The organism is Streptomyces sp. NPDC058864, assembly GCF_042742985.1.
Taxonomy (GTDB): domain Bacteria; phylum Actinomycetota; class Actinomycetes; order Streptomycetales; family Streptomycetaceae; genus Actinacidiphila.
The window spans coordinates 13,337-28,569 of record NZ_JBHYMQ010000041.1; the positions used below are offsets into that span (position 1 = coordinate 13,337).

At 73.1% G+C, this 15,233-nt stretch carries 16 protein-coding genes; 9 read left to right on the forward strand and 7 right to left on the reverse strand.

Translation table 11 applies throughout. The annotated features are described in order from the left end of the window. Positions 1-12: 12 nt before the first annotated feature. Positions 13-606, reverse strand: a complete 594-nt coding sequence (locus ACFW3D_RS26690) for a histidine phosphatase family protein (RefSeq protein ID WP_500507883.1) — start codon at positions 604-606, stop codon at positions 13-15. Further along, positions 606-797: a hypothetical protein gene (locus ACFW3D_RS26695; RefSeq protein ID WP_500507885.1), complete on the reverse strand. Its 192-nt coding sequence runs from the start codon at positions 795-797 to the stop codon at positions 606-608. The genes ACFW3D_RS26690 and ACFW3D_RS26695 overlap by 1 nt, the downstream gene beginning before the upstream one ends. Before the next feature lie 116 nt (positions 798-913). On the opposite strand from ACFW3D_RS26695, the gene ACFW3D_RS26700 reads away from it, so the two are divergent. Both ACFW3D_RS26700 and ACFW3D_RS26705 read left to right on the forward strand, forming a co-directional pair. Further along, on the forward strand, positions 914-1,768 hold the full coding sequence (locus ACFW3D_RS26700; RefSeq protein ID WP_500507887.1) for an MBL fold metallo-hydrolase: 855 nt from the start codon (positions 914-916) through the stop codon (positions 1,766-1,768). A gap of 30 nt (positions 1,769-1,798) precedes the next feature. Then, positions 1,799-2,170, forward strand: coding sequence for a DoxX family protein (locus ACFW3D_RS26705; protein WP_500507889.1), 372 nt, complete (start codon positions 1,799-1,801; stop codon positions 2,168-2,170). 36 nt (positions 2,171-2,206) lie between these two features. Here ACFW3D_RS26705 and ACFW3D_RS26710 read toward each other — a convergent pair whose 3' ends face one another. Further along, complete coding sequence (locus ACFW3D_RS26710) at positions 2,207-3,241, reverse strand: bile acid:sodium symporter family protein (protein ID WP_500507891.1); 1,035 nt, start codon at positions 3,239-3,241, stop codon at positions 2,207-2,209. A gap of 123 nt (positions 3,242-3,364) precedes the next feature. Here ACFW3D_RS26710 and ACFW3D_RS26715 point away from each other — a divergent pair, with 123 nt between their 5' ends. Further along, positions 3,365-4,219 (forward strand): LysR substrate-binding domain-containing protein, encoded by an 855-nt coding sequence (locus ACFW3D_RS26715; protein WP_500507893.1) that lies wholly within the window; start codon positions 3,365-3,367, stop codon positions 4,217-4,219. Here ACFW3D_RS26715 and ACFW3D_RS26720 read toward each other — a convergent pair. Then, positions 4,197-5,171: an Lrp/AsnC family transcriptional regulator gene (locus ACFW3D_RS26720; RefSeq protein WP_500507895.1), complete on the reverse strand. Its 975-nt coding sequence runs from the start codon at positions 5,169-5,171 to the stop codon at positions 4,197-4,199. The two genes, ACFW3D_RS26715 and ACFW3D_RS26720, sit on opposite strands and share 23 nt — an antisense overlap. Positions 5,172-5,294: 123 nt before the next feature. Between ACFW3D_RS26720 and ACFW3D_RS26725 the strand changes: the two genes are divergently transcribed. The 3 genes from ACFW3D_RS26725 to ACFW3D_RS26735 all read left to right on the forward strand — a co-directional run bounded on the left by ACFW3D_RS26725 (position 5,295) and on the right by ACFW3D_RS26735 (position 9,856). Continuing rightward, a complete protein-coding gene (locus ACFW3D_RS26725; protein WP_500507897.1) occupies positions 5,295-6,821 on the forward strand; it encodes an MFS transporter in 1,527 nt (508 codons plus the stop codon). Positions 6,822-7,035: 214 nt separating this feature from the next. Further along, positions 7,036-8,898 (forward strand): AMP-dependent synthetase/ligase, encoded by a 1,863-nt coding sequence (locus ACFW3D_RS26730; RefSeq protein ID WP_500507899.1) that lies wholly within the window; start codon positions 7,036-7,038, stop codon positions 8,896-8,898. 130 nt (positions 8,899-9,028) lie between these two features. After that, positions 9,029-9,856, forward strand: coding sequence for an aldo/keto reductase (locus tag ACFW3D_RS26735; protein ID WP_500507901.1), 828 nt, complete (start codon positions 9,029-9,031; stop codon positions 9,854-9,856). A gap of 64 nt (positions 9,857-9,920) precedes the next feature. Here ACFW3D_RS26735 and sph read toward each other — a convergent pair whose 3' ends face one another. Further along, positions 9,921-10,913, reverse strand: coding sequence for a sphingomyelin phosphodiesterase (gene sph / locus ACFW3D_RS26740; protein ID WP_500507902.1), 993 nt, complete (start codon positions 10,911-10,913; stop codon positions 9,921-9,923). Between the two features lie 100 nt (positions 10,914-11,013). Between sph and ACFW3D_RS26745 the strand changes: the two genes are divergently transcribed. Together ACFW3D_RS26745 and ACFW3D_RS26750 are read left to right on the forward strand one after the other, a co-directional pair. Then, complete coding sequence (locus ACFW3D_RS26745; protein ID WP_500507904.1) at positions 11,014-11,766, forward strand: class I SAM-dependent methyltransferase; 753 nt, start codon at positions 11,014-11,016, stop codon at positions 11,764-11,766. A gap of 56 nt (positions 11,767-11,822) precedes the next feature. Continuing rightward, a complete protein-coding gene (locus tag ACFW3D_RS26750; RefSeq protein WP_500507906.1) occupies positions 11,823-12,665 on the forward strand; it encodes a helix-turn-helix domain-containing protein in 843 nt (280 codons plus the stop codon). On the opposite strand, the gene ACFW3D_RS26755 is transcribed toward ACFW3D_RS26750, so the two are convergent. Together ACFW3D_RS26755 and ACFW3D_RS26760 are read right to left on the reverse strand one after the other, a co-directional pair. After that, positions 12,631-13,014, reverse strand: coding sequence for a nuclear transport factor 2 family protein (locus ACFW3D_RS26755; RefSeq protein WP_500507908.1), 384 nt, complete (start codon positions 13,012-13,014; stop codon positions 12,631-12,633). The two genes, ACFW3D_RS26750 and ACFW3D_RS26755, sit on opposite strands and share 35 nt — an antisense overlap. 199 nt (positions 13,015-13,213) lie before the next feature. Beyond that, on the reverse strand, positions 13,214-14,059 hold the full coding sequence (locus tag ACFW3D_RS26760) for an alpha/beta fold hydrolase (RefSeq protein WP_500507910.1): 846 nt from the start codon (positions 14,057-14,059) through the stop codon (positions 13,214-13,216). A 361-nt stretch (positions 14,060-14,420) separates the two neighbouring features. Here ACFW3D_RS26760 and ACFW3D_RS26765 point away from each other — a divergent pair, with 361 nt between their 5' ends. Beyond that, positions 14,421-15,185, forward strand: coding sequence for an alpha/beta hydrolase family protein (locus tag ACFW3D_RS26765; protein WP_500507912.1), 765 nt, complete (start codon positions 14,421-14,423; stop codon positions 15,183-15,185). Positions 15,186-15,233: the final 48 nt, after the last annotated feature.

The following is a 15,233-nucleotide window of genomic DNA, read 5'->3' on the forward strand; positions in this document are numbered from 1 at the left end:
CGGGTCAGCGCGTCACTGCAGGTGGGCGGTGTCGTTCCAGAGGGTGATCGCAGGGTCGCCGTACTCCCAGCCGAGCACCGACAGCGAGGCCGGGGCCAGGCTCAGCACCATGCCGCGCATCGGGTCCAGCCGGAGCCAGCGGGCGGCCAGGGTGCGCAGGAAGTGGCCGTGGGCGAAGACAACCGCGTCACTGTCCTCCTCCTTGACCCAGGCCACCACCTCGTCCGCGCGGTTGGCGACCTGCCAGGAGGTCTCGCCGCCAACGACACCGTCGCGCCAGATCACCCAGCCCGGGCGCTCCTCCCTGATCTCCGGGGACGTACGGCCCTCGTACTCGCCGTAGTCCCACTCGCGCAGTGCGTCCCAGGTCTGCGCCCGGTCACCGAAACCGGCGAGCTCGCAGGTCTCGCGGGCGCGCTGGAGGGGGCTGGTGCGGACCCGGGCTCCCGGGAAGTCGTGCCAGGGCGCGCGGGACAGCCGCTTGCCCAGCAGGCGGGCGGCCTCCCGGCCCTCGTCGGTGAGCGGGATGTCGGTCCTGCCGGTGTGCTGGCCGCTCTTGGACCACTCGGTCTGGCCGTGCCGGACGAGCACGAGGCGCGGAGCCATCAGGGGGCCACCTCCTTGTGGACGGCCGCGATGTCGTTGCCGTCGGGATCACTGACGAAAGCGCGGTGACGCGCGCGGTGCCCCGGCTGCCGCCGGGGTGCGTGCCGCGAGGTGCCCCGGCCGGCGCCGCGGCCCCGGCCGGGGACGCCGATATGGTGGATGGACGTCGCCACCGCTGCCTCCGAGGTCACGTGGACAGTGTCCCTCCCGACCGGTGGGACGCACAAAACGGTGCCCGCGCCGCCCGGCGGGGCACACCGGCAGGCCGGTCCGGCCGGCGCCACGACTGCCCGCGGGAGAACACGCCATGAACGCATCCGCACCCTCGGCGCCGGAGCCGCTCGACGTGCGCTGGATCCACGGGTCGCCCTCGGCGAAGCACAACACCGATCCGGACATCCAGGTCTTCGAGTACGACGAACGCACCTTCATCCTGCGGCAGAACAAGGCGGTCCACTACGAGGCGCCGTTCCTCTTCCTTCTCTTCGGGGACGACCGCGCGGTACTCCTGGACACCGGGGCCACGCCGGAGGAGGAGTTCTTCCCGCTGCGGGAGGTCGTGGACGAGTTGTTCGAGCTGCGGCCGCCCGCCCTCCAGCGGCCGGGCTACGAACTGCTGGTGCTGCACACCCACGCGCACGGCGACCACGTCGCGGGGGACGCACAGTTCGCCGGCCGGCCGGACACCGTCGTGGTGCCGGCGGACCGCGACAGCGCCTGGGACTTCCTCGGCTTCAGCGAGGACCCCGACCGCGTGGCCCGCCTGGACCTCGGGGGCCGGGTCCTGGAATGCCTCGCCACGCCCGGCCACCACGCCTCGGCCGTCACCTACTACGACCCGGCGACGGGCTTCCTGCTGACCGGCGACACGGTCTACCCGGGCCGGCTGTACGTGGCGGACTGGGCCGCCTTCCGGCGCACCCTCGACCGGCTGGTCGCCTTCGCCGCGGAGCGCCCGGTCACCCATGTGCTGGGCTGCCACATCGAGATGACCCGCGAGCCGGGTGTGGACTACCCGGTCCGCACCACCCACCAGCCCGACGAGCCGCCGCTGGAGATGAGCGTGGACCAGCTCCGCGAGGTCCGGCGGGCGGTCGAGGAGATCGGCGACCGGCCGGGACGCCACGCCTACCCGGGGTTCGTCGTCTGCCGCACGGACTGAGCGCCTTCGAACGTACGGCAGACCGTCCGGGTGTTCGCACTCGCCGTCACGCCGACCGTCCTCCTCCTGCTGGAAGTCGTCCCCTCCGCGGTCGCCCAGCTGATGCGTGCGCGGCCCGGCCTGGAACGGCTGGACGAGCTGACCCGGCTCGGCGTCCTGGAGGGACGGCGCCTGTGGGTGGTCACCCTGCTCGGCACGCTGCACACGCTGGGTGCCGCCGGCGTGATCGTCGGACTGCGGCACCCTCCCGTCGGCGTCGCGGGCGCAGCGCTGGAGGCCGGGATCTTCGCCTGGGTGCTGCCGTGCCAACTGCGCTCCGGTGACCGGGGGCGTGCCCTGTTCGCGTACACGCTGTTCCTGGCGATGGCACTGGCGGTCCTGGGGGTCGACGCCCTGCGCTGAGCGGGCCCTCCGCCGCCGTGCGGCCGGGCCCCGCGCTCACCTGCGGGCGGCCACGACCTCCCGGGGCCGCGCGGCGGCCGGGGCGGCGGCGGGCGCGGCCGACTCCGCCTGCCGGGCCCACCGCTTGGCGAGGACCGCGCACACCATCAGCTGCATCTGGTGGAAGAGCATCAGCGGCAGCACCATCAGCCCGGCCTGGGCACCGAACAGCACCGAGGCCATGGGCAGTCCGGCCGCCAGGCTCTTCTTCGACCCGGCGAAGACGATGGTCACCCGGTCCGCGCGGGGGAAGCCGAGCCTGCGCGCGCCGTACGAGGTGAGGCCGAGCATCGCGGCCAGCAGAAGCGCCTCGGCGAGCAGCAGTCCGAGCAGGCGCAGCGGTGTGACCTGGTGCCAGATGCCGCGCACCACGCCCTCGCTGAACGCCGTGTAGACGACCAGCAGGATCGAGCCCCGGTCGACCAGGCCGAGCACCTTCTTGTGGCGGGTGACGAAGCCGCCGACCCAGCGGCGCAGCAGCTGACCGGCCACGAAGGGCGCCAGCAGCTGCAGCACGATGCCGAGCACCGCGTCCGCCGAGAAGCCCGCGCCGCTCCCCCCGAGCAGCAGCGCGGCCAGCAGCGGGGTGAGGACGAGCCCGGCGAGGCTGGAGAAGGAGCCGGCGCAGATGGCGGCGGCCACGTTGCCGCGGGCGACGGAGGTGAAGGCGATCGAGGACTGGATGGTCGAGGGGACCAGGCACAGGAAGAGCAGCCCGGTGTGCAGCTCGGGCGTCAGCAGGTACGGCACGAGTCCGCCCGAGGCCAGGCCCAGCAGCGGGAAGAGAACGAAGGTGGCTGCCAGGACGGTGCCGTGCAGGCGCCAGTGGCGCAGCCCGTCCATCGCCTCGCGGGTGGACAGGCGCACGCCGTAGAGGAAGAAGAGCAGCCCCACCGCTCCGGTGGACGCCCCGCCCGCGAGGTGGGCGCCGGTACCCCGGGCGGGCAGCAGCGCCGCGAGGAGCACGGTGCCGAGCAGCGCCGCGATGTACGGGTCCACAGGGAGCCAGGACGGGTAACGCAGGCGGCGCATGGTGGTTCCTCAACGGTGCTGGACGGGGCCCTCTCCAGAGTGCCCGCTGACCGGGCGATCGTAAATGACTTTGACCGCACTCACTGTCATCACGTATCGCGATGGGGGCGGTAGGCTGGCCGTGTGTTCGATCCGGTGCAGCTGCGGACCTTCGTCGCCGTGGCCCAGACGCTGAGCTTCACGCAGGCCGGTCGCCGGCTGGGCCTGCGCCAGTCGACGGTGAGCCAGCATGTGCGCAAGCTGGAGGAGGCCGCCGGCCGGCGGTTCTTCGCGCGCGACACGCACAGTGTCGAGCTGACCGAGGACGGCGAGGCCATGCTGGGCTTCGCCCGGACGATCCTGGAGGCGAACGAGCGCGCCGCGGGCTGGTTCGCGGGCACCCGGCTGCGCGGCCGGCTGCGCCTGGGCGCCTCGGAGGACTTCGTCCTGACCCGGCTGCCCGAGATCCTGGAGGGCTTCCGGCGCGACCATCCCGAGGTCGACCTGGAACTGACGGTGGAGCTGTCGGCCACCTTGCACCGGCAGCTGGCGGCCGGCCGGCTGGACGTGATGCTGGGCAAGCGCGCGACCGGGGACACCCACGGCCAACTGGTCTGGAGCGACCGGCTGGTGTGGATCGCCGGGGAGCGCTACCGCCCCGAGGCCCAGCGGCCCGTGCCGCTGATCCTCTACCCGGCCCCCGCGATCACCCGGGCGCGGGCCCTGGAGGTCATGGAGCGGAACGGCCGTGCGTGGCGCATCGCGTGCACCAGCGGCTCGCTGAGCGGGCTGGTCGCCGCCGCCCGCGCGGGACTCGGGGTGATGGCGCACGCCGAGGGGCTGATCCCGCCCGGTCTGGTGCGGGTCCCGGCGCGCGCGGGACTGCCGGAGCTCGGCGGTGTCGACTTCGTGCTGCTGCACGGACGGCGGCGGCCGGCGGCGCAGGAGGCCGCGGACGCCCTCGCGGCGGCGATCCTCAGCGGATCCCTTCGGTCGTGATCTGCTTGACCAGGCGCAGCGACGGCACGGTCTCCACGTGCCGGACCCCGTCCAGGGCACCGACGCACTCGCTGAGGTAGCGGTAGAGCTGCGGCGTGCTGCTGCAGATGACCACGGCGACGAGGTTGGACGATCCGGTGGTCGCGGCGACGTAGGCGGTCTCGGGGTGCGCGGCCAGTGCCCGCCCGACGGAGGAGAGGGCGGAGGGGGCGGCCGTGATCCAGAAGATGGCGCGGGTGTCGTGGCCGACCCACGCCGTGTCGAGCTGCACGTCGGTGTAGAGCACACCCGAGCCGCGCAGTTGCTCCAGCCGCCGCTTGGCCGCCGACTCCGACAGGCCGGTGGCGCGGTGCAGTTCGGGGTAGGAGGCGCGGCCGTCCCTTGCCAGGACGGCCAGCAGGGCCTCGTCGGTGGCGTCAAGGACGACCGTGCCGGACGGCGGCACGGGCGGTGGCGGCCGCAGCGCGCCGATCTCCTCGGCGCTGAGGGCGCCGCGTTTGGCGAACCAGCCCAAGGCGCCGCCGTAGAAGGTGTGCAGGATGCTGTGGGCGCCGATCTCGACGATGCTCGGGGTGCGCGGCAGGCGCCCGAGGAGCAGCGCGTCGTGCTCGTCGTGGCTGCGCGGGCGGGTCACGCACATCACCTCCGTGCCGCCGGACATCAGGGAGATCCAGGCGGTGTCGTCCCGCCTGGCCAGGGCCTTGGCCAGGGACTCGGCGGCCTCGGGGGTGCTGCGCAGCCGCAGCGCCCAGCGGGTGCGTCCGAGCAGTTCCTGCTCCGGCAGCCCGAGCACGCGCATCCCGAAGTCGCCGCGGAGCCGGCGGTAGCGGCGGGCCACGGTCTGGTCGGAGACGCCGAGGACGTCGGCGATCCGGCTGAAGGGGGCGCGCCCGTCGAGCTGCAGGGCGTGCAGCAGCCGCATGTCGAACTCATCGAGCGTGTGGGAATCCATCGCTTGCTCCTCCTCGGTGTCGGATTCCATCGTCATTCAGCCAATGACTGGAGGAAACCCAGGTCCTCTCGCGATGGTACGGAGGACCCACCACGGAACGGAAGAACGGAACGGAGAAGGACCATGCACAAGTGGGGACCGCTGGTGGCGGTCTGCCTGGGCACCTTCATGCTGCTCATCGACGTGACGATCGTCGTCGTCGCACTGCCCGACATCGCGGACGCCCTGGACGCGTCGCTGTCCGATCTCCAGTGGATGATCGACATCTACGCGCTGGCGCTGGCCGCGCTGCTGCTGGGAGCCGGCTCGGCGGCCGACGTGATCGGGCGGCGCAGGATGTACGTCGCGGGCACGGCCCTGTTCGCGGCGGCCTCCCTCGCCTGCGGACTCGCGCCCGGCGCGGGTGTGCTGGTGGCGATGCGCGCGGTGCAAGGGGTCGGCGCGACGGCGATGTTCGCCACGACGCTCTCCCTGCTCGGCGCGGCCTACGAGGGCCGCGACCGGTCGGTGGCGCTGGGCGTGTGGGGCGCGGTCAGCGGCGCCGCGGCGGCGCTCGGGCCGGTGCTGGGCGGGCTGCTGACGCAGGCGCTGGACTGGCGCTGGATCTTCTACGTCAACCTGCCGGTGAGCGTCGCGGCGATCGCCCTCACGCTGCGGGTGGTGAAGGAGTCGCGCGGCCACGGCGGGGCCCGGATCGACTGGCCGGGCACGGCGTCCTTCACCGCGTTCGCCGGGCTGCTCACCTTCGCCGTGATCCGCGCGGACGAGGCCGGCTGGGCCTCGGCCCGTACGGCGTGGACGTTCGGCGCCGCGGTGGCGGCGCTGGTGGTGTTCGTCGTGGTGGAACGGCGCGCGGAGCAGCCGATGCTGGACCTCGCGCTGTTCCGCAACCCCTCCTTCACCGCGATCATGGTCGGCGCGCTGGCGCTGAGCGGGACGGCCTTCGGCTTCCTGCCGTACACCTCGCTGTGGCTGCAGACACTGCTCGGACTGAGCCCGGTCCGCGGCGGCCTGGTGCTGATACCCCTGGCGCTGGCGGCCTTCGTGGCCTCGGCTGTGGGCGGCCGTTTCCTGCACGGCGCTCCGTACCGGCTGGTGATCGGCGGCGGGATGGTGCTCATCGGCGCCGGTGCGCTGGCGCAGGCGGTACTGGACGCCGGTTCCGGCTGGGGCGCGCTGACCGCCGGCCTGGTGGTGGCGGGCCTCGGCGTCGGGCTGGTCAACCCGGCGATCGCGGGGGCGGCCCTCGCCTCCGTGCCGCCGCGGCGGGCGGGCATGGCGGGCGGCGCGGTCAACACCTTCCGCCAGCTCGGGTACGCCCTGGGCGTCGCCGTGTTCGGCACCCTGCTCTCCACGCGGATGGAGCACTCGCTGCGGGACGCCGGGGCCCCCGCCCCGCACGAGACGGCCCGGGCGCTCGCGGGCGGCGGCGCGCGGGAACTGCTGGCCCAGGTCCCCTCCGGCCGTCGCGCGGCGGCGGACCACGCGCTGCACGCCGCCTTCGCCTCGGGTCTGGACGCGGCGGCCCTGGCGGCGGGTGTCGCCGGGCTGCTGGCGGGCGCGGTCGTGCTCGCCCTGGTACGCGAACGGCCGGGCAGGGCGGCACCGGCGGCCGCCCCCGAGCCGGTAGGGGCTGTAGAGCGGCCGTGATCCCCGCGAGGGGATTTGGTGCAGAGTCCGGGCGGACCCCGGTCCGCCCGGCAGCCGCCCCCCGGCGCCATGTTCCTTGCGGTAACCGCGAATCGGCTCGTCACGCGGGTGTGAGGGAGCCCACCCGGGTCTTCACAGCCGAAAGTCACACCCCTCCCCACCGCACGTGGTATCGGGTACGTTCTGTGACCGCCCAAGTGGTCGAGGAGCGACGTTGCGCGAGTTCACCATTCCCCCACTGGTGACGGCACCCCAGGTCGGAGGTCTGGCGGACGCGGTGTTCGTCAATGCCGACGAAGAGCCGGACCGGATCGTGCTGAGCCGCCGCACCCGAGCGGACGGCGCAGACGGCACTGACGGAACTGACGGCAGCACCGACTGGGAGCACGTCACGGCCGCACGGTTCCGGGACGAGGTCCTCGCGGTGGCGAAGGGCCTGATCGCCCAGGGGATCCGCTTCGGCGACCGGGTCGGCCTGATGTCCCGGACGCGCTACGAGTGGACGGTGCTGGACTTCGCACTGTGGGCGATCGGCGCCCAGCCCGTCCCCATCTACCCCACCTCGTCCTCCGACCAGGTCCGCTGGATGCTGCACGACTCCAAGGCGGTCGCCTGCGTGGTCGAGCACGAGGACCACGCGATGACGATCGGCGCGGTCGTCGACGAACTCCCTCACCTGACGCGGCTGTGGCAGCTGGACTCCGACGTGCTGTCCGAACTGGCCCGGCACGGCCTCGCCGTCGACGACGACCTGGTGCACCGGTACCGCAAGGCGGTCACCCCGGACGCCATCGCGACGATCATCTACACCTCGGGCACCACCGGCCGCCCCAAGGGATGCGTGATCACCCACGGCAACTTCATGGCCGAGAGCGACAATGTCGTCGCCAGGTACGAGCCGGTCTTCCACAGCAAGCGCGGCGACGAGGCCTCCACCCTGCTCTTCCTGCCGCTCGCCCACGTCTTCGGCCGCATGGTGGAGGTCGCGGCGGTCCGCGCGAAGGTCCGGCTGGGCCACCAGCCCAACCTGGCCGCGGCGGAACTGCTGCCGGCGATGGCCTCCTTCAAACCGACCTTCGTGCTCGCCGTGCCGTACGTCTTCGAGAAGGTCTTCCAGGGCGCCCGCCGCAAGGCCGAGGCGGGGGGCAGGCTCGGGCCCTTCGAGAAGGCCGTGGAGGTGGCGGTGCGGCACGCCGAGGCGATGGAGGCCCGGGCCTTCGGCACCGGCCCCGGCCCCAGCACCTCCCTGCGGATGCAGCACCAGCTGTACGAGAAGCTGGTCTACGGCAAGGTGCGCGCCGCCCTCGGCGGCAAGGTCCGGCACGCCTTCTCCGGCGGCTCGGCGATGGACCGGCAGCTGGGGCTGTTCTTCGACGGCGCGGGCGTACGGATATTCGAGGGGTACGGGCTCACCGAGAGCACGGCCGCCGCGGTTGCCAACCCGCCCGAGCAGACACGTTTCGGCACGGTGGGCGTGCCCATCCCGGGCACTACCGTGCACATCGCCGACGACGGCGAGATCTGGGTGTACGGCGGTCAGGTCTTCAGCGAGTACCTCAACAACCCCAAGGCCACCGCGGAGGTGCTGCACGACGGCTGGCTCGCCACCGGCGACCTCGGCGCGCTCGACGAGGACGGCTACCTCACCATCACCGGGCGGAAGAAGGAGATCCTGGTGACCAGCGGCGGCAAGTCCGTCTCGCCGGTGGTGCTGGAGGACCGGGTGCGTTCCCACCCGCTGGTCTCGCAGTGCGTCGTGGTCGGCAACGACCGGCCCTTCATCGGCGCGCTGATCACCCTCGACCCCGAGGGCGTCGGGCACTGGCTGAGCATGCGGTCCAAGCCGCAGCTGCCGATCGCCAGGCTGATCCGCGACCCCGACCTGGAGACGGAGATCCGGCGGGCGGTCGTCGCCGCCAACACGCTCGTCTCGCAGGCCGAGTCGATCCGCACCTTCCGCATCCTGGCCGGGCAGTTCTCGGAGGAGGGCGGGCTGCTGACGCCGTCGCTCAAGCTGAAGAGAAGGGCGATAGAGAAGGCGTACACCCGCGAGATCGAGGCCCTCTACCACTCGTAGGGCGTGCCGTGGGCTGGACAGAGCGGCCCGCCGCGCACGGGACGGCGCCGGGGAATGGCGCCGCCGCGGAGATCGTTGAAGTACGGGCAGACCCTGAGTCCGGCTCCGACGAAGTGAGGACGTCCTGCTCGTGAGCAAGGTTCCCGACATCACCCTGAACAACGGCGTGACCATGCCGCAGCTCGGTTTCGGCGTCTGGCGGGTCCCGGACGACGAAGCCGCCACCGCGGTCGCCACGGCCCTGGAGGCCGGCTACCGCAGCATCGACACCGCCGCGCTCTACCGGAACGAACAGGGCACCGGCCGCGCCATCGCCGCCTCCGGCGTCCCGCGCGAGGAACTGTTCGTCACCACCAAGCTGTGGAACACCGATCAGGGCCACGACAACGCCCTGCGCGCCTTCGACGCCTCCCTCGGCAAGCTCGGCCTCGACTACGTTGACCTCTACCTGATCCACTGGCCCGCCCCGGCCCGCGGCCTGTACCCGGAGACCTGGCGCGCCCTGGAGAAGATCCACGCCGACGGCCGCGCCAAGGCCATCGGCGTGTCCAACTTCCCGGTCGCCCAGCTGCAGCACCTGCTCGACGAGGGCGGCGTCGTACCCGTCCTCAACCAGGTCGAGCTGCACCCCCACCTCCCGCAGGGCGAGCTGCGGGCCTTCCACGCGGAGCAGGGCATCGCCACCGAGGCCTGGTCACCGCTCGGTCAGGGCCGCGGCCTCCTCGACGAGCCGGCGCTCGCTGCCGTGGCCGCCAAGCACGGCAGGACCCCGGCCCAGGTCGTCCTGCGCTGGCACCTCCAGCTCGGCAACGTCGTGATCCCCAAGTCCGTGACCCCCTCGCGGATCCGGGAGAACATCGAGGTCTTCGGCTTCGAGCTCGACGGGGAGGACCTGGCCGCGATCGACGCCCTCGACAACGGCGGGCGCCTCGGCCCGGACCCGTCCTCCTTCAACTGACCGCGTCGGCCGACGCGCGCACGCCGAGAGGCGGCGGCCGGGCGGGCCGCCGCCTCACACGTGCTCAGACGTCGCCGGCGACCACCGGGTAGTGGTCCGAGTAGTCGTCGAAGGTGTAGGTGGTGCCCCAGCTGGTGACCGACCACCGCGGGGAGTGCTCGTCGACCACGCGGTTGTTCCAGCGGGCCGGACGCGCGTGGCCGTTGCGCAGCAGCGCGTAGTCCAGGCGCTGCGCGGGGTCGTCGGGGTAGCGGTCGTACGCGACGGAGTTGGTGGCGGGGTCGAAGCTGGCGGCCGGACCCGGGTCGGCGTCGGGTGCCGTGACGTCCAGGTCGGCGAGCATGCGGGCGTGCTCGGCTCCGCCGGCGGCGGTGTTGAGGTCGCCCGCGACGAACACGGGCTCGGCGGCGGGGACCGCCCGGGCGTCGAGGAAGGCGTCGATCTCCTGGTTCTGCGCGGCGCGGACGCTCGCCGCCTCGCCGCTGCCGCAGGCGGAGTCGTCGGCCTGGGTGTGGGTGCCGACAACGTGGACCCGGGTGCCGTTCACGTCGAGGACGGCGTACACGAAGCCCTTGTTGGAGAACCAGTCCGCACCGCACGCGTCGCCGTACACGTGCTGGACCTTCTCCAGGATCGGCCACTTGCTGAGGATCGTCACTCCGCCGTCCTCGGGCGTGAGCGAGCTGTACGCGCCCTCGGTGCGGTCCCAGCCGCTCCTGGACCGGCCCAGCACCGGGGTCTGGTACGGGTAGCGGCTCCTCAGGTTCGCCTGCAGCCGGTCGGAGGCCCCGTTGTCGAAGGCCTCCTGGAAGACCAGGACGTCGGCGCCCTGCACGTAGCCGGAGGCGGCGACGAGGTCGGCGCGCTCCAGCTGGCCCCAGTTGGGGTAGAGGGTGCGCGGCAGCATCATCACGTTGCTCGTGACCAGCCGGAGCTGAGGTGCGGTGGCGGTGGCGGTGGCCGTCGGGGCGGCGGCCGCGGTTCCGGTGCCGGCGGCGCCGGCGGACGGGGCGAGGAGCAGGACGAAGGCGCAGGCGGCGGCTCTGCCGTGTCTCACGGGCTCTCCTGGAGTCGGGTGGAGCTCGGTCGCGGAAACAGCGTGAGACTAGGGGCAGTTGGTTACCGCCGGGTAGATGGCGGGCGGCTAACCTACGGGCGTGCTGGACTACGAGGAGCAGGCCGCGATCTACGACGCCACCCGCGGCGGCGTCCCACGGGCCGAGGCCGCGGCAGCCGCCGTGCTCGGGCTGATACCGCGGCCGGCCCGGACCGTGCTCGACATCGGCTGCGGCACCGGCCTGGTGACGGCCCGTTACACCGGGCGCCCCGGGCTGCGCGTGCTCGGCGTCGACGCCGCCCTGGCCATGGCCCGGCTCTCCGCCGGGCGGGTGGGGCCGGGCATCGTCCAGGGCGACGTACGCCGGCTGCCGTTCGCGACCGCCTCGCTGGACGCGGTGACGGCCGTGTGGGTGCTCCATCTGCTGCCGGACGCGCCCGCGGTGATCGCCGAGTGCGCTCGGGTGCTGCGGCCCGGCGGGGTGCTCGTCACCACGGTCGACAAGGACGCCGGGCACGACGTCGGCTGCGACGTCGACGCGCTCCTCGCGCCGTTCCGCACGCGGGAGGCGTACGACGCGGAGGAACGGGTGGTGCGGCAGGCCGCGGCACACGGCCTGCGCCCCGCGGGTGCGGCCCGTTTCGCCGGCCACGGCCAGGGCCGCACCCCGCGTGATCTCGCCGCCCGGATCGCCGCGGGCGAGTTCGCCTCCGCGCTCGCCCTGCGCGACGGCGACACGGAAGCTCTCGCCGGACGCCTGGCCGCGCTGCCCGAGCAGGACACCGCCCGCCCCGACCCGGTCTACCGGTTGCTGGCCCTCGTCAAGGACTCCCCTACAGCGGGGGCTCGTTGAGCAGTTCGGCCAGCCGGCCGCGGCGCGGGGCCCCGCACCTGCGTTACGGTCGGGGCATGACGACGACCACGGCGGGTGTGGGGACGTTGCTGCGCGGCTGGCGCGAGCGGCGCCGGATCAGCCAGCTGGAACTCGCCCTGCGCGCGGACAGCTCGGCCCGGCACATCAGCTTCGTCGAGACCGGGCGCTCCCGCCCCAGCCAGGCCATGGTCCTGCGGCTCGCCGAGCACCTCGACGTACCCGTCCGGGAGCGCAACGCCCTGCTCGTCGCGGCCGGTTACGCGCCCGCGTACCCGGAGACCCCGTTGGGCGACCCCGCGATGCACCCGCTGCGCGAGAGCCTCGACCGGCTCCTGGCGGCCTACGAGCCGTACCCCGCGCTGGTGCTCGACGGCATGTACGACGTCGTCGCCGCCAACCAGGGTGTGGGCGCCCTGCTCGAGGGCGTCGCCCCGCACCTGCTGCGGCCGCCGCTCAACGCCATGCGCGTCACGCTCCACCCCGAGGGCATGGCCCCGCGCATCCGCAACTTCGCGCAGTGGCGCGGGCACCTGCTGGAACGGATCGAGCGTCAGATCACGATGAGCGGCCACGGGCCGCTGCGCGCCCTGTACGAGGAGCTGACGTCGTACCCCGCCCCGCCTGGCCACGCCGAGGAGCCCCCTGCCTCGGCCCCCGCCGCCTCCGAGGAGGCCGAGGTCTTCCCCTTCGCGCTGCCGATGCGGATCGAACACGGCGGCCGGGTGCTGTCCTTCATCTCCACGGCCACCACGTTCAACACCCCGATGGACGTGACGGTCTCCGAGCTGGCGATCGAGACCTTCCTGCCCGCCGACCCGGAGACCGCCGCCGCCCTGCGGTCCCTCACGCCGCGGGGAGCCGGTCCAGGAACCCGCTGACGGAACGGATCCGGCCGTCCTCCGCGAGCGTGATCACGTCGGAGCCGGCGATCGGCGCCGTCCCGGGCTCCGCGCCGGCCGCCCCCAGCTCCCAGGCGAAGCGCGCCACGTCGTGGTGCCCCTCCACCTCCCCCACCTGCGTGAACGCGAAACCGGGGAACCGCTCCCCCACTCCCGCGATCAGCGCCCCGATCCCCTCGTGCCCGCCCACCTGGGCGAGCGGGTCGGTGTACGTACCGTCCTCCACCCACGCGGCGGCCACCGCCTTCGCCCTCGCCTCCGCGTCCACGCTGCTGTTCCACGCCTCGAAGTAGCGGGCGACGGCGGCCTCGTACCGGTTCTGCGACATCACGGTCCTCCTCGTCCTGGCGGTTCTACCCGGACGGACGGGGTGGAGTGCGCCACCCCGTCCGCCCGGTGATCCCACCCTGCCGGGCCCGCGGGACGGGGTCGATTACGCCGGGGGTAATGGCGAGGCGGCGTGCGCGTGCCGCCCCGCGCAGCCCGCGCGGGGAAGCCGCTCTGCGCGTGACGGGGACGAGGGACGGCTACGCGGCGAGCGTCGCCAGCATCCGCTCGGGTGCGGTCAGAATCGAGAAGTGGCCTTGGCCGGGGTGGACGTGAAGGCGGGCCCCGGGTATCGCGGCGGCGAAGCGGCGGGCGTGCTGGAGCGGGACGGTGGTGTCGGCGTCCCCGTGGTGGATCGACGTGGGCACTCGGATCGATTCGAGGTCGAAACCCCAGGGTCGGGTCAGCACCCGCAGATCCTGCGCGACTCCCCGGCTGCCGCGGTGGAACGCCTCCACGTAGTTGGCCAGGAAGGCCGTGCGTTCGTCCGGCCGGGCGAGGGCGCGCCGGTCGCAGGCAGGCATCTCGCTGGTCGCCAGACGGAGGAACAGCCCTGGTGCCCGGCGCGCCGGCGTGGCCAGGCGGCCCATGAACCAGCCACCGAAGGCCGGAGCGTGCCGGGCGATCCGCAGGGACGCGCGCTGCCCGGCCGCCATGCCGCGGGTGGGCCAAGCGGGCGGACCGAGGGGCGCGACGAGAAGCAGGCTGCTTACACGGTCGGGCAGCTCGGAGGCGCAGGCGGCCGCGAACGCTCCGCCGCCCGAGACGCCGAGCACGGCCACCGAGTCGACGTCCAATGCGTCCAGGACGAGGGTGGCCTCGGCAGTCCAGTCGACGACCCGCGTCAGGCGACGGGCGTCGGTGCCGCCGATGCCGGGACGGTCCGGGGCGATGAAGCGCAGTCCGAGCGCGTCGGCCGCGGCCGCGAAGCCGTACACGGCCAGCCGGGAGTCGGCCAGCCCGTGGCAGAGCAGCACAGCGGGCGCGTCCGGCTCCCCCAGCACCTCGACCGCGATCACCCCGCCGTCGGCTCGACGCAGCTCCACTCTCCTATCGTCTCTCTTCACCTCGATCCGAGAGCTGCCTGATCGGCTCTTCGGACGAAACGGTGCGGGGAGGCGAGGCGCCCGGTCCGGCGGATGGGCTGCGACCGGTCATTCGTCGTCCGGCGGCCCAGGACTCCGTACGCGGGTTCGCCCCGGTGCCGGCCTGGCCAAGGGCCGGTAAAGACCCGGGCGGGCCGCTGATCGATCTGTTAGCTTCGGTCCCACGTGACGTCGCTCGAGGAGGTGAGACCCATGAACGCGGTATCTCTGTGGGTGCTCCCCCTGCCGTCACGGTCTGGCGACTGACATAGGTGTCGCCGGGAGCGCCTCGACAACAAGGCACTCCCGAAGGGCAACACCCATGAACTCTCTTCAGTTCACCGCCGAGTCGTCGTCGAACGGCGTGATCGAGCGCGACTTCACCGTGGACGGGGTCCCCGGCGTCCTCTGGTCACCGGCTTCCGGTACGGACCTCGCGCCTCTGGTCCTGATGGGGCACGGCGGCGGCAACCACAAGAAGCACCCGGCGATGTCCGGCCGGGCCCGGCGTCTGGTGACCGGCTGCGGCTTCCACGTGGCCGTCCTCGATGCGCCCGGTCACGGCGACCGGCCGCGTACGGCTCATGACGAGGCGGAGATCGCCGAACTGTTCCGGGCGAGGGCGGCCGGCGAACCGGAAGGGCCGGTCGTCGTCCGCTACAACGACCACTTGGCGGCGCTCGCCGTGCCCGAGTACCGGGCGCTCCTGGACGCCCTCCAGGAGCTTCCGGAGATCGGCACCGACGGGCCGGTCGGCTACTGGGGGATCAACATGGGGACCGCGATCGGCGTGCCGTTCGTGGCGACCGAACCCCGGATCACGGCTGCGGTCTTCGGCCAGCACTGGCCCGACGTCCTGGCCGAGAAGGCACGGCGGATCACCGTCCCGATCGAATTCGATCTGCAGTGGGACGACGAGCACATCTCCCGCGAGGAGGGCCTCGCGCTGTTCGACGCCTTCGCCTCGAAGGAGAAGTCGTTGCACGTGAACTCGGGCAGGCACAAGGAGCTGCCCCGCTTCGAGGCCGACAGCGCGGTCCGCTTCTTCGCCCGGCACCTTGGCGAACGGGTCACCGCGTCGGCCTGACGTGCGCGGTTGCGGCATCCGGCAGGCCGGATGCCGCGACCGCCTCCG